The 14,533-nt window shown below is 38.8% G+C and carries 12 protein-coding genes; 10 read left to right on the top strand and 2 right to left on the bottom strand.

Features of this window, described 5'->3' with window-relative positions:
* Positions 1-462: 462 nt before the first annotated feature.
* The 4 genes from H5203_RS04425 (at position 463) to H5203_RS04410 (ending at position 4,625) form a co-directional block, all read left to right on the top strand.
* The gene (locus H5203_RS04425; protein WP_182735207.1) at positions 463-1,038 is read left to right on the top strand and encodes a hypothetical protein; all 576 of its coding nucleotides are present in this window, start codon (positions 463-465) and stop codon (positions 1,036-1,038) included.
* A gap of 837 nt (positions 1,039-1,875) precedes the next feature.
* The gene (locus tag H5203_RS04420; RefSeq protein ID WP_145233452.1) at positions 1,876-2,196 is read left to right on the top strand and encodes a DUF2834 domain-containing protein; all 321 of its coding nucleotides are present in this window, start codon (positions 1,876-1,878) and stop codon (positions 2,194-2,196) included.
* A 340-nt stretch (positions 2,197-2,536) separates the two neighbouring features.
* Positions 2,537-3,391 carry a CPBP family intramembrane glutamic endopeptidase gene (locus H5203_RS04415; RefSeq protein WP_182757650.1) on the top strand — a complete coding sequence of 285 codons (855 nt, stop codon included), beginning with the start codon at positions 2,537-2,539 and terminating at the stop codon, positions 3,389-3,391.
* Between the two features lie 583 nt (positions 3,392-3,974).
* Positions 3,975-4,625 carry a membrane protein insertase YidC gene (locus tag H5203_RS04410; protein ID WP_182735209.1) on the top strand — a complete coding sequence of 217 codons (651 nt, stop codon included), beginning with the start codon at positions 3,975-3,977 and terminating at the stop codon, positions 4,623-4,625.
* 100 nt (positions 4,626-4,725) lie between these two features.
* Here H5203_RS04410 and H5203_RS04405 read toward each other — a convergent pair whose 3' ends face one another.
* Positions 4,726-5,358 carry a trimeric intracellular cation channel family protein gene (locus H5203_RS04405; RefSeq protein WP_145233460.1) on the bottom strand — a complete coding sequence of 211 codons (633 nt, stop codon included), beginning with the start codon at positions 5,356-5,358 and terminating at the stop codon, positions 4,726-4,728.
* A gap of 224 nt (positions 5,359-5,582) precedes the next feature.
* Positions 5,583-6,599 carry a LacI family DNA-binding transcriptional regulator gene (locus H5203_RS04400; protein WP_182819416.1) on the bottom strand — a complete coding sequence of 339 codons (1,017 nt, stop codon included), beginning with the start codon at positions 6,597-6,599 and terminating at the stop codon, positions 5,583-5,585.
* A 339-nt stretch (positions 6,600-6,938) separates the two neighbouring features.
* Here H5203_RS04400 and glk point away from each other — a divergent pair, with 339 nt between their 5' ends.
* From glk to H5203_RS04370, 6 genes are all read left to right on the top strand, one after another.
* Entirely contained in the window at positions 6,939-7,937 is a 999-nt protein-coding gene (glk, locus tag H5203_RS04395; RefSeq protein ID WP_145233464.1) for a glucokinase, read from the top strand.
* 35 nt (positions 7,938-7,972) lie between these two features.
* Positions 7,973-8,986 carry a LacI family DNA-binding transcriptional regulator gene (locus H5203_RS04390; RefSeq protein WP_145233466.1) on the top strand — a complete coding sequence of 338 codons (1,014 nt, stop codon included), beginning with the start codon at positions 7,973-7,975 and terminating at the stop codon, positions 8,984-8,986.
* A gap of 480 nt (positions 8,987-9,466) precedes the next feature.
* Positions 9,467-11,317, top strand: a complete 1,851-nt coding sequence (gene edd / locus H5203_RS04385; RefSeq protein ID WP_182757652.1) for a phosphogluconate dehydratase — start codon at positions 9,467-9,469, stop codon at positions 11,315-11,317.
* 32 nt (positions 11,318-11,349) lie between these two features.
* Complete coding sequence (gene eda / locus H5203_RS04380) at positions 11,350-11,970, top strand: bifunctional 4-hydroxy-2-oxoglutarate aldolase/2-dehydro-3-deoxy-phosphogluconate aldolase (protein WP_182819415.1); 621 nt, start codon at positions 11,350-11,352, stop codon at positions 11,968-11,970.
* An 18-nt stretch (positions 11,971-11,988) separates the two neighbouring features.
* Positions 11,989-12,993, top strand: coding sequence for a type I glyceraldehyde-3-phosphate dehydrogenase (gene gap / locus H5203_RS04375; protein WP_145233472.1), 1,005 nt, complete (start codon positions 11,989-11,991; stop codon positions 12,991-12,993).
* Between the two features lie 279 nt (positions 12,994-13,272).
* Positions 13,273-14,397, top strand: coding sequence for a sterol desaturase family protein (locus tag H5203_RS04370; RefSeq protein WP_182760035.1), 1,125 nt, complete (start codon positions 13,273-13,275; stop codon positions 14,395-14,397).
* Positions 14,398-14,533: the final 136 nt, after the last annotated feature.

The raw sequence follows: 14,533 nt of genomic DNA, 5'->3' as shown, positions 1-14,533 counted from the left end.
ACGATATTAAATAAAGTGATGACCTAGCTTTGCCTTTATTTGCCTAAAACTCCTTCCAAGCCACTGAATTCTCAGTTTTGTAACTAACAGTGTGCAAAAAAATAATGATACGGTTACCCACAACGGAAGAGGTGCTAAATTTTCTGACACAAAATATGTGTCTGTCCTTTTTATTCTACTTTTTATTCTAGAAACACTGCAAAACACGATACATTAAGAAAGGGAAGTGCTTATCCACTCAAAGACGTCACTCTAACACCTTGCAAAAAACAATTAAAACATAGCTAAGTCCTCTTTATTTTACGTGAAATAGCAGTAACTGATTGAATCAAAATAGGAACTCAGCTATGGTCGGTACATCAATAAAAATAAATTTAAAACGAGTAATTCTATAGGCTCGTTATATTTTTTATTTAATTTGGTCGTAAACTGAATTTTTTAAATACAAAAAGGGAAGGTAGAATGCATAAAACAATAAAAATAATGATTATAGGGATTACTGCTATATATATTTCAGGTTGTTCTTTCCATGCCTCAAAATATGGCGCATCGTTTGAAAATATAGAGACACTTAAAAATTATAAGGGTGTACAAGTTGCTGTTAAGCCATTTACATCAGTAAAGCCAGGACAAAGTGGCATATCATGTAGAGGAGCTGGCTCAGTTGAGACTCCTAATAAAGAGTCTTTTGAAAGTTACATTCACAGTGCATTTGTTTCAGAGTTGAAAGTTGCAGGTGTATACGAAGAGCAATCGGAGATTATTTTAAATGGACATTTTACTGAAATAGACTTCAACTCCAATATAGGCAATGGGAAATGGATGTTTGAACTTACGGCATCATCAAACAATGATAACGCTGTGAAAATATCGACCAGACATGAGTTTTCAACCAATTGGGTCGCAGATAAAGCCTGTCAACAAGTTGCTCAAGAATTTTCACCTGCTGTTCAGCTTTTGATTCGCGATTTAATTACACACCCTAAATTTAAAGAGTTAATTGCTCCTGTAAAAACAGAGCTAGTCACAAAAATATAGCATATATTGATCTTAACTACTGTCATTAGACATTAGAGTTTTTTTGGCCGTCCTCATACCGTGACGGTCAAATTTAAATCAAGTAATTGGCTTGATATATGCTCTAGCGAATTATGAAACATCTAATCAAACTATATCTTGTTTTGCTCATGATAGGCTGTGCTTCAACCATGAAGCATTAACTACCTGGAGGAAGTTCTCAACTAGAAAGGTTGTGGATTTTAACGAGAAATCTGATGTTCCAAATTGGGCTAGTAAGAATAAGAGTATAATTGAATCACATTTATTTGTTTGCGAAACTTGTTTTGGTCAAAAAGTGCAGGTACATATAAACCTTGAAGATAATGGTTATCTAAATTTTTCTAAGTTGTGTGTTCTACAGGCTAAAAATAGCTAGAAAAAGAAGCGTTAAAAGCTATTTAAGTATAGGAACCGTTTGATATTTCAAATATAAGTAAAGCAGACAAAAAAGTAGTGATAAATATAGTCTTTACCTCCGCTCCAGAAAAGAGCAGATAATCGGTTAGCCTGAGCTTTCTAATCCCTAGCCCAACAACATCTATGATGCGCTTTTAATTAACAGGAAGTGCAGTGGATGGTTCATCTTCCGTAATAAATATTATTCTAAACCTACGGTTAACTTGTTAGATAAAATCATGGTCAAAATAGACTGTCAATGAGGCAATGACAACCTTTTATATTTTACGTAAATCGAAGTAACCGATTGAATCAAAATAGGAACTTGCCTATGGTTAAACTATCAATAAAAATAAATTAAATACGAGTTATTCTACAGATTGATTATGGCTTACTAAAAATAGTTGCAAGGATGGTGAAATGGTTAGGTTTTATCTAGTACTTACTTTATTAGGCATTTTATTGCCCTATGGCGCATTTGTTCCTTGGGTAGTTACAAATGGCTTAGATCTTGGTCTCTTGTTTAATGATGCGGTGACAAATTCTATCAGCGTATTTGCTTGGCTTGATGTTGTAGTGTCTGCCGTTGTTTTGTTGGTTTTTATCATTGTCGATGGTCGCAGAAATAAAGTGACATATCGATATTTTGCTGTGCTGGGCACGTTGTTTGTGGGTGTGTCGTTTGGGCTTCCACTTTATCTTTACCTCAAAGAAAAGCAGTCCCTTGAATCACAGCCCTAACAAATAAGTTATGGCGTTAATAGTTATCTTCAAGTATCTGGCGGTTTTTATATTTTATTACTTATTGGTACTGAATTTAAAATCGCCATAATTTTCCAGATGTAAGCAATGGGACGTAGTTACTGGTGGTAGCCCTATTTTTAGCGCTATTGGTACTTCAATGGTGTTATTTATTTCGATACTAATGCCATTTATAGTGCTTTGTATCATTGATATTAAATGCAAAAAGCGGATAGAACTTTTTTACTTTTATAAATGCCATGCTGCTGGTCGGATCTGTAAAAGGCGTTAATTAAAGTAAAAAGCCTTTTTAAAATCTAAAACATAAGATTACACATTCATGGCTTTTTGTTTCCTAGCGCTATCTATTTTATGCGTTTTTCCATTTTGTAAGATAGTAATTTTACGCCAACCAATTTGGCAATACTTACTGCTGCTAAGTGTTATAACTGCCTATTATCAGGAATATATAAACTTATACGCAGTTATTGTTATTGTGTTTTATTTAGGCTTATTGCACTTTTCGGTATCTGCAACCTCTGCGTTAATACGCAGTATCTTAACGCCTTTATTTGTAATAGCCTCACTTGGTTTAGCCTTACATTGGTTCCCCGGTTTTAATAACCAGCCTATTGTTGTTAATGAACAGCTTACTAGCAATGCGATTACATTTACCCTGTATGCTAATTTCGATAAAGCATTAGCGGGTTTGATGCTGAGCGCTTATTTTTTTACAAAAAATAAAACGCTAAAACCAATAATGGTAGGGCATCCACTTTTGATTATTGCTATCACGATTTTAGCTGCACTCATCACTGCTTTAATATTGGGCCTTATGGAGTTTGCGCCTAAAGTACCCGAATTTTGGTTTTTATTTATAGCAATTAATCTATTTTTTACCTGCGTTGCAGAAGAGGCGTTATTTAGAGGGATAATACAAACTAAGCTTTCGAAAGTGATAATCTCGGCTCGGTTTGCATTACTAGCGCCTGTGGTCACTACTGGTTTATTTTCACTCGCACACTTTTCAGCTGGAGCTAGTTACATGCTAGTGGCAGCTGTTGCAGGTTTTGGCTATGGATACATTTTTTATAAAACTCAGCGTTTAGAGTGGGCTATTTTATGCCATTGGTTCGTTAATGTGTTTCACTTTTTCTTATTTACTTACCCTATGCTTGCAACACCCTCTTATTAAATAACTATATGCTATCAAGTACTGATGGTGTCATTTAGGTTCATGATTTTATGTGAAATAACTAAAGAATTTGTTCTGTGCATCACAGAAAACATTGCTATTTATTACTACGACTACTGCTTATCCGCCTCTGGGCTTACTAAAGGAAATGTCATCTACTTAAAAGCAGATTCACAACATGCCCATGATTTTTAAGGAGAAATTAGTTTCAAAGGCTGTGTTAAATATAGAAGTTAAGTACTGGGTTGAGGTAGAAAACGATCTTAATACAAAATTCGTTAATCTTCCCTGCAGTGAATAATTTACTTGAATTTATTGTGCAAATATTAGTTAGCAATAAGTGATCGAGAGTTAAACTAGCTCCCAGTCTTCGCTTACTTGAGGTTATTTGCTCAGCTTTAGAAACTCGATATAGCTCATAAGTAAGAAACGTTTAAATGTCTTTATCATGATAAAAAATAGCCTTATTTGGTAAATATCATTAAAAAAGATTCATCAGCGCGATAATGGACATTAATAAACTGCTTGACATAATATGTCGAGGTGTTTACTTTTAATACATCAAACTGAAAGGGAAGTTTAAATGGAACTTTGGAATTTTTTTACGAACTTTATCGTGCAGTCTATCGCCTTTTTTACTCAAGAAGTCGGGCTAAGCCAAGCTTTAGCTATTATTTTATTTACACTAATTGGTCGCTTAGTTTTAATGCCGATTAACTTGTTAGCGATGGCCAAAACCGTTAGTAACAAAAAGGCGATAGCTGTATTAAAGCCTGAGCTTGATGAAATAAAAAACAAATATAAAGATCAACCCAGTGCAATAGCTAAATCTACAATGGCGCTCTATAAAAAGCACAACATTAAATTTATTGATAAAAAGAGTGTGTTAAATATGGCAGGTCAAGGTTTATTTGGCTTTGGTACGTTTCAAGCTCTTCAACAAATCGTGTTTAATAGTAAGTTTGCGTGGATTGCGAGCATAGCAAAACCCGATATTGCACTTTCATTGTTGGTGGGTGTGATCACTTATTTTTCTATGGCGATGATGCCTGGAACTGCTGAGCAAACCAGTACCTTATTATTTATTATTCCAGCTGTGATTTGTGTTATTACCTTAATAAACTTCCCCTCTGCTATTGGTTTATATTGGGCAACATCAAGTGGTACAAGTTTATTGCAATCTTTATTACTCAATAATTACTTTCAAAATAAAACAGCCGGTAAAACTATTTAGTTTTAACGTATGAAAATAATATTTTTTGGCTGTTTCAATAGCCTAAAAAGTAATTGGACTATTGAAAAGCTTATGAGCAGGGGTTAATAAACGACTGCCTTTACTGTTCATTTTTCAAATTAGCTGGTTCTAATAAACTAAACGTCGGTAAGCGCCATTTGAAGCGTACCGATGCCATGCGTATTAAATACCCTACAACTAGGCTTGTAATAACGCTGATGTTGTCATCAATGTTGTAGTGGTGTAGTGCTAGATATAAACAAGCTACAATCAGTGCTACGCTGGCGTAAAGCTCATGATGTAATACTAGCGGCGCTTGGCGACAAATTAAATCACGTAATAATCCACCAAATACGCCGGTAACAATAGCAGCGACTACACAAATACCATAGTGCAAACCCATATTAAGCCCTACTTGGCAGCCAATAATACTAAATGCGGCAAGCCCAAGGGCATCTAAACGCATAAAAATGCCTTTAAATTTAACCACCCATTTTGCAAGCCAAGTTGTAATAATACCGGCAACGCAGGTGATCAATAAATATTCTGGATGTTTTACCCAAGTTAAAGGGTAATTGCCAAGTAAAATATCGCGTACGCTGCCACCACCAATTGCAGTGGCACTGGCTACTAACATAACCCCAAACCAATCCATGTTTCTGCGCCCAGCACTCAGCGCACCGGTCATGGCTTCGGCTGTAATACCAATAATATAAACAATAGTTAATAGCATAAGATATTCACTTGAATTTTTAAGAGCAAAAATAAAAGTGCGATTGTAGAGAGAAACTAATAAAAAGACGAGTGAGAAATTACACTAAAAATGCTCAGTTTCAGATAAAAAAAACTAATGTGAAATTAACGTGTGAATTGGCTGTTAATAGCACGTTTACCTAGCGTGTAATTATAAAAAAATAAGGACAAAAGACCGTAAATAATGTAATAAAATATATGTAGTTAGCTGGAACCTCGTGCAATTAATCGTGGCGTTAGTAGGGTGCTTTGCACTTGTTCACCACGAATTAGTTTTAGTAAGTTTTCAACTAACATTTGTCCTGCAATTGTGGTGTTTTGCTCTATGGTTGTGAGTGGCGGGTTTACATAGCTGGCAATCGAAATATTATCAAAACCTATCACGGCTACATCTTTTGGCACGTTAATATTGGCTTCTTTTAAGGCGCGTATTGCACCTATAGCAATCAGATCGCTAGCTGCGAAAAGGGCATTAAAGGTAGTATTGTTGGCAATAAGCGAACGTGTGGCATGATAACCAGACTCTTCGGTCGAAATCGCATTCGCTATTTTTCGCTCGCTTAAGGTAATAGCATGTTGTTTTAACTTGTCTTTAAAGCCATTAAAACGGGCAAAAAATTCAGGGCTATGATCAGATGCATCACCAATAAAAGCGCAGTCTGTGCGGTTTTGGGAAATTAAATGCGTAGCAGCAAGTTGGCCGCCGCCATAGTTATCACAGCTAATTGTTAAATCGGCACGATTATCTACCGTTGCTCCCCAGCATACAAATTTGGTGTTTTGTTCAAGCAAGGTATTAAACTTAGGCTGAAAATCAATGTAATCGCCATAACCTAATAAAATAATACCATCAGCACGGTGACTGTCTTCGTAGTCCGCTTGCCAATCTGAGCTTGCAGATTGAAACGATACCAATAAGTCATACCCTTCTTTTGCGCAAGCACGCGTTATGCTGCCCAGCATCGCTAAAAAGAACGGATTGATTTGTGATTCATCTGCTGTGGGATCTTCAAACAGTAACAAAGCCAATGTACTACTTTGTTGAGTTCGAAGGTTACTCGCATTTTTATCTACTTTGTAGTTAAGCTGTTTGGCTACCTCAAAAACACGTTTGCGGGTTTCTTCATTAACCAATGGACTGTTGCGCAAGGCGCGCGAGACAGTGGATTGTGATACCCCTGCGTAGTGTGCAATGTCAAACGATGTAGCTTTACCTTTCATACACAACCTAACTATTTCAATTAACTAAAGTGCAAATAACTCGTGTCATTCTCGTTTATTTGCTGATTTTTACAAGCTATTTATCAGTAATTTATCAGTAATCTAAAATTTTTATTGATTCAACCCTGACACCGGTGTCATAATGCGGGTGTTTTATCATTTTGTTGTCAAAACGTATTGGCTGCCCATTTAGTTGGGCAGCATTTTTTATACTAGAGTAACTACTTTGAGGTGATAGCTCAAAGTTTATCTCATAGCGATAGCAAGACCATTGAAATTAAAATAATAAGCACGGTTATAGCTAAGTATATAAACCGCTTAGACAAAAGAGAAAACACGATGAACTCCAAGCCAAATTCAGAATTCGATCCTATCTTAGTGGCCGACATCGGCGGCACTAATGCCCGTTTTGCTTTAATTACTGCTTTTAACCTACAAGAAAAACAATTCGTTATTGAGCATAATATCATTTTTCCCAGTGCCAATTTTGGTTCATTGGAAGCGGCAATAACGCATTATTTATCTCAAGTTAGTCATATTCAACCTCGACGCGCGTGTTTAGCCGTGGCTGGACCGATAAAAGCAGGCCAAGTACATTTAACTAATTTAGGTTGGCACTTTAGTGTCGAACAAGTAAAAGCTGAGTTTAATTTAGCTCAACTGGAAGTGATCAACGATTTTGCTGCGTTTGCCTATGCAGCACCTTATTTAGATCCACAACAAAACATTGCAGTTAAAGCAGGACAAGCCGATACTGATGCAAATATTGCAGTCATGGGTCCGGGCACTGGTTTTGGTGCGGCGTGTTTAGTGCGTACTAGCCAATCACGTGCTGTTTTGAGTTGTGAAGGTGGGCATATAACGTTGGCGTCAGTGAGTGAATTAGATACTCAGCTGATCATCGAGTTACGTAAGCTATTGCCACACGTATCGGTCGAAACAGTATTTTCAGGGCCGGGTATTGCTCATTTGTATCAAGCCATGGCAGCTGTAAAAGGTGTCGATGCTAAGAATTTAACCGCTGCACAAATTAGCGAATTAGCAAATAGTGGTGAATGTGCCATTTGCGATGCTACGTTAAATCAATTTTGTGATTGGATTGGCAGTGTCGCAGGCGATTTAGCACTGGCATTTGGTGCGTTAGGTGGTGTGTATATTGGTGGCGGTATTTTACCGCGTATGCAAGCTCGTTTACTTGCTAGTCGTTTTGTTGAGCGTTTTGGTGCTAAAGGGATCATGTCGCAGTATGTGAGCCAAATACCAGTGACGTTAGTCACACAAGATAATATTCCACTTATTGGTGCTGCTGCATGTTTGCACGTCAATGAGCAGTCATAATACATCGCTCATAGGGGTGTTATTGGGAAGGTTGGATGAAGAAAGTTACAATAAATAGTGTTGCAAGTTATGCTGGGGTCTCTAAAAAAACCGTGTCTCGGGTTTTAAATAATGAACCTAATGTTAGTGATGCAACCCGTGAAAAAGTTCTTAAGGTTTTTAAAGAGCTAGATTACACTCCTAACCCGATCGCCCGCGGTTTGGCGCAAAATCGTAGTTTTATTATTGGTTGCATTTACGATAACCCGAGTAAAAGTTATATCACCCGGGTGCAAACCGGTGCGCTTGCTGCGTGTCAAGAAAACAACTATAACTTGTTAATCCACCCATGTGATTTACGTGGTGATGCGTTGATCAGTAATATTGAGCATTTACTACAATCTTCTCGTCTTGATGGCTTGGTATTGACGCCGCCATTTTCAGATTTTAAGGTATTAGTCGATTTTCTCAAAAGTAAAAAAATTCCGTATGCACGAGTTGCATCAGCAGTGCTTGAAGACGATTCAATTTCAGTACGCAGTAATGATGAGCAGGGCGCATTTGAGATCACTGAGCACTTAATTAAGCTTGGTCATAAAGCGATCGCGTTTATTAAAGGCCACCCAGATCACAGTGCCACTGAGCAGCGTTTCAAAGGTTATCGCAGAGCACTTAGTACGCACGGCATTGAATTTAATGAACGTTTGGTTGAAGAGGGTAACTTTAGTTATCATTCTGGGGTCGATAGTGCGCGCAGCATTTTAGACTTAACCCCACGTCCAACCGCGGTATTTGCATCAAATGATTACATGGCTGCGGCGGTATTAAAATTGGCAACACAACGTCAATTTAAAGTACCCGATGATATTTCTATCGCGGGGTTTGATAATGCGCCAATCGCTCGTCATATTTGGCCTGGTCTTACTACCATAGCGCAACCGGTTGAAGAAATGACTAAACAAGCGGTTACTAAATTGATTGAGCATATTGGTGATCCGCAAGAGCAACCGTATCAGGTTACGCTTGAAGCGCGATTAATCACACGCGAGTCTACCGCACAAGTTAGATAAAGGCTTTTCACAGTTGCCCGAGTTTGAGTGACGCTTACTCGGGCATTTTTTTGCTTAACAAAGTAGTCTGCATGTTGTTGCTATCTGGGTTTTTTTATCCGCTCATAGGTACTTACGATTGATATCATTTAGATTATAAAAAGATATTATAATCAATAAATTAAAGTAAAAACTCCTCACATTTTCTAGCACTCCAGCAACACAATTTAGCGACCAAGCTAGATCCCCTTATGAAAAATTATTTTCGTTCATTATTTGGTCATTTAAAATATTTAAACTAAATTTATAGGATAGGGTTGACACCGGTGTCACAGTCATGCGTTAATACAGTGACACCGGTGTCAGGTTGATTGTGAGAGACAACCTGCCAACGTATACCTTTGAACGGGTAAATCAAAGATGCTCAGTGCAAGTTCATTCGTGGAGTATGCACTTGCCACTGAGCCTTTATCCTCTAACCTTAGAGATGAGTCGAATTTTATGTTACATCCTCGTATTCAAGAAGTCACCGAACGCGTCATTGAACGCAGTAAAGCTACTCGCCAAGCCTATTTAGAACGCATCAATCATGCAAAAAAACAAACAAGAGTTCGTTCTGGTTTAGGTTGTGGCAATATCGCCCATGTTATGGCTGCGTGTAGCAGTGATGATAAAGCACGTTTAAAAGCTGATGAGCAACCAAACTTAGCGATTATCAATTCATATAACGATATGCTATCTGCGCACGTGCCATACAAAGATTATCCAGATTTAATTAAAGACATTGCTACAAAGTACGATGCCACAGCTCAAGTTGCAGGCGGCGTGCCAGCCATGTGTGATGGCGTAACACAGGGCCGTGATGGCATGGAGTTATCACTTTTTTCTCGTGATGTAATTGCGATGTCGACAGCTATTTCATTATCACACGATGTGTTTGATGGCGTATTTTGCTTAGGTGTGTGTGACAAAATTGTCCCTGGTCTATTAATTGGTGCTTTATCATTTGGTCATCTACCGGTGTACTTTTTGCCAGCAGGCCCGATGCAGTCAGGCATTCCAAATAAAGAAAAAGCCCGTATTCGTCAAAAGTTTGCTCAAGGCTTAGTAAGCCGTGATGAGCTTTTAGAAGCGGAGAGTGCGTCTTATCACAGCGCGGGTACTTGTACGTTTTACGGTACTGCAAACAGTAACCAAATGTTGATGGAAATTATGGGCTTGCACCTTCCTGGTAGCTCGTTCATCAATCCATATACAGAATTGCGTGATGGTTTAACCGGTAATGCGGTAGAAACCATGCTTAAACAATTGATTCAAAGTAAAGATGCTAATTGCTTAGCGGATGTTGTAACTGAAAAAACCATTATTAATGGTTTAGTTGGTTTGTTAGCAACGGGTGGCTCTACGAATCATGCAATTCACTTAGTGGCAATTGCCAAAGCGGCAGGCGTTGAGCTGACATGGAAAGATATGTCGGATTTATCAGAAGTGGTGCCACTGCTAACACGTATTTATCCAAATGGTTCTGCTGATGTAAATCATTTCCAAGCAGCCGGCGGCATGGGTTTCCTTATGAGAGAACTCGTTGGTGCAGGGTTCTTGCACAATGACGTTAAAACCATTGTTGGCGAAGGTCTCGAGGCGTATACCCAAGAACCACGTTTAGATACTGACAGTAACCTGATCATGACGAGCGCAACAGGCCCAAGCAAAGTTAAATGGGTACCGTGTCCAGAGAATTCATTAGACGAAGATGTGCTTCGTCCAATTGACAACCCATTCAGTAAACAAGGTGGCTTACAGTTACTAACTGGTAACTTAGGTAAAGCCGTGATCAAAGTGTCTGCGGTTGCAGTTGAACATCAAGTTGTTACAGCACCAGCAAAAGTTTTTGCTTCACAAAGTGCATTACAAGAAGCCTATACACGCGGTGAGCTAAACCAAGACTTTATTGCTGTACTGAAAGAGCAAGGTCCAAAAGCCAAAGGCATGCCAGAGCTGCATAAGCTCACGCCAGTAATGGCAACCTTGCAAGATGAAGGTTACAAAGTAGCGATCGTAACTGATGGTCGTATGTCAGGCGCATCAGGTAAAGTGCCAGCGGCAATCCACTTAGCACCAGAGGCTGTTGAAGGCGGCATTATTGCTAAGATTCAGGAAGGTGATTTAATTACTCTTGATGCACCAGCAGGTATCTTAAGAGTACATGTAAGTGATGAAGAATTAGCACAACGTGAATTACAACTTAGCGTACCTAGCTTAACGTTTGGTACGGGCCGAGAGTTGTTCACCGGATTTAGAAATATCGTAAGTAGCGCAGACATGGGCGCTAGCGCCTTTGGAATAGAATAATAATTCGCCAAACTGGGTATGAGGAACACACTATGAGCATAGAAAAAATATTATCATCGGCACCGGTAGTGCCAGTGGTGGTAATTGATAATTTAGAAGATGCAGCGCCACTAGCAAGAGCGCTATATAACGGCGGTCTAAAAGCACTTGAAATTACACTGCGTACACCGATTGCTGCAGAAGCTGTAAAGCTAATGAAAGCCGAAGTACCAGAAGCCTATGTTGGCACCGGGACTGTGGTAGATAAAGCAAGCTTTGATGCATCAGTTGCCGCAGGTGCTGATTTTATGGTGAGCCCAGGCGTAAATGATGAACTTTTAGCACTGGCAAAAGGCACTGATATTCCATTTCTACCGGGCGCCGCAACGCCAAGTGAAGTGATGAAATTAGCCAGTCACGGATTTAAGTTTTTAAAGTTCTTTCCAGCAGAAGCTGCAGGTGGAACAGCAATGCTTAAATCGATTGGTGGGCCATTACCACAAGTAACATTTTGTCCAACCGGTGGCATTAGCCTAGCAACAGCACCAAGTTACTTAGCACTTAGCAATGTTATTTGTGTTGGTGGTACCTGGATGCTAGATAAACAACTAATTGAAAATAAAGACTGGCAAGGCATTGAAGCGCTTGCTCGCCAAGCAAGTGAAGTTAAATAATTTAAGTGGAGTTTTGAAATGATTAATGTAGCAATTAATGGCTATGGCCGTATCGGTCGCAATGTTCTACGCGCGCTTTATGAGTCTGCACAAAATAATGAAATTAAAATTGTCGCAATTAACGACTTAGCACCCGCTAATGTTAATGCACATTTAACACAATATGATTCAGTGCATGGGCAATTTTCTCATAAAGTAACGCTTGCTGATAACACCATGCTGATTGGCGACGACGTTATTACTCTTACCCAAGAACGCGATCCAGCTAACCTACCATGGAAAGCATTAAACGTTGATATCGTTTTAGAATGTACGGGTTTTTTCACTAAGCGTGAAGATGCTGCAAAACATATTACAGCGGGCGCGAAAAAAGTAATCGTTTCAGCCCCTGGTACTGATTTAGATGCAACTGTTGTTCACGGTGTAAACAGTGATGTGATCACTGCAGATAGCAACATTATTTCTAATGCTTCATGTACAACTAACTGTTTAGCACCAATTGCCAAAGCAATTAACGATACAGTCGGTATTGAGCAAGGTAGCATGACGACAATCCATGCTTACACTAATGACCAAAACTTGTCAGACGTTTATCATCCTGATCTGTATCGAGCGCGAAGTGCAACGCAGTCAATGATCCCAACTAAAACTGGTGCTGCTAAAGCGGTTGGTTTAGTGTTACCTGAGCTTGCTGGTAAACTTGATGGTATGTCAGTTCGTGTACCTACAATCAACGTATCATTGGTTGATTTTACGTTTATTACAAAGCGTGAAACAACTGCTACAGAAATCAATGAAATCATGAAAGCAGCATCTGTTGGTTCCATGAAAGATATTTTACAATACAACGAGCTACCGCTTGTTTCTATTGACTTTAACCATAACCCAGCGTCGTCAATCTTTGATTCTACGCAAACGAAAGCTGATGGCAAACTAGTTAAAGTGATGGCTTGGTACGATAACGAATGGGGTTTCTCAAACCGTATGTTAGACCAAGTTAAAGCGTTAGGTCAGTACTTGTAATAAGTACTACGTAAAAATTTAGCTTTATCCAACCAAGCCGCGACTATCGCGGCTTTTTTGTGTCTAGCGCTGGGCTGTAGATATGGTATTCTGCGAGCTGTTTTAATACCAATCGACTTAAATATTTAACCATTCTAGCGAGCTAAATAAAGCGCTAACTGCGTTATGATTTTCATGTAGAACAACTACATGTCAAAATTTACGCCTTGTTATCACTGTATTTATCTGTCGCTATAAATGGTCAGTAACTTAACACGATTGGTATAAAAGGAATTACTAATGAAAAATACTCTAAAAACTCACCTGTTCCGTACTAACCACCTACAAATAGGTGAAGGTAATATTAGCGGTTATATCGGCTGCTTTTTAGCGATGCTGTCTTGTTTAGGCGTGCTCGCCTTTCATTTTCCAGAATATTTAACCACACCGGAACTGAGAAAGAGCTACAGTGTAGAATTTTTACGTCAACTGATGTTTGGTGCGCTTATCGTGGCCGGTAGTTTGGGATTACTTAACTTTGTACGTAACAAAAATAAACGTTTAGGTGCAACTGCGTGGTTTTTTATTGTGCTGGCCATTGCGTTTGGCGGCCCTAATGTCGAGGTGAATGATTTTGCTGATAACACACCCTATATAGGCCTAGACTGGTTTATATTAGATTTATTGGGTTCAACCTTAATATTTATTCTCATTGAAAAGCTGTTACCGCACCGCAAAGAACAAAAGATATTACGCAGTGAATGGCGCGGTGATCTAAACCACTTTTTTGTTAACCATTTGATTATTGGGTTTGTGTTATTAGTGACTAATCACTTTGTGCACTATGGTTTTGGTTGGGCAGTGTCAAGCACTGTGCAGGGCTACATCAGTCAATTACCTTTTATATTGCAAGTGCTGTTAATTATTTTAGTCGCTGATTTGATGCAGTACTTTGTACACCGTGCTTATCATGAAGTGCCTTATTTATGGCGTTTTCATGGTATTCATCACAGTGCAAAAGAAATGGACTGGCTTGCAGGCTCTCGCCAGCACATTTTAGAGATTTTAGTGACGCGCAGTTTAGTACTTACGCCTATTTTCGTGCTGGGTTTTTCGCAACAAGTGATCAGCTTATATGTGATAATCGTGGGTTTTCAGGCGGTATTTAACCATGCCAATGTACGGGTGAAATTTGGTTGGTTGAAATATTTATTGGTTACGCCACAGTTTCATCATTGGCATCACTCTTCAGATAAAGCGGCCATTGACCGTAATTATGCTGCGCACTTTTCATTGTTAGATTATGTTTTTGGCACAGCTGTAAAAGGCCAACAAGAATGGCCAGAAGCTTATGGCGTAGTCGGGGACTATGTACCAACTGGGATGTTAAAACAGCAGCTGTTTCCGTTTAAAAAGCAAAAATAGTCGCGATATGGGAATCCTTTCAATTTAGTGTTTTCGATAGTAGTCATATTTTATCGAGTATTGGTATGGACAGATAATAACCAAAAAATATATTGCTAAAAAAGGTACTAGTAGTAATAATTGATAACTGAAGGAA

It is taken from the genome of Pseudoalteromonas sp. SG41-1 (assembly GCF_014164575.1).
GTDB classification, from domain to species: domain Bacteria; phylum Pseudomonadota; class Gammaproteobacteria; order Enterobacterales; family Alteromonadaceae; genus Pseudoalteromonas; species Pseudoalteromonas rhizosphaerae.
This window is presented reverse-complemented; position numbering and strand designations above follow the sequence as displayed.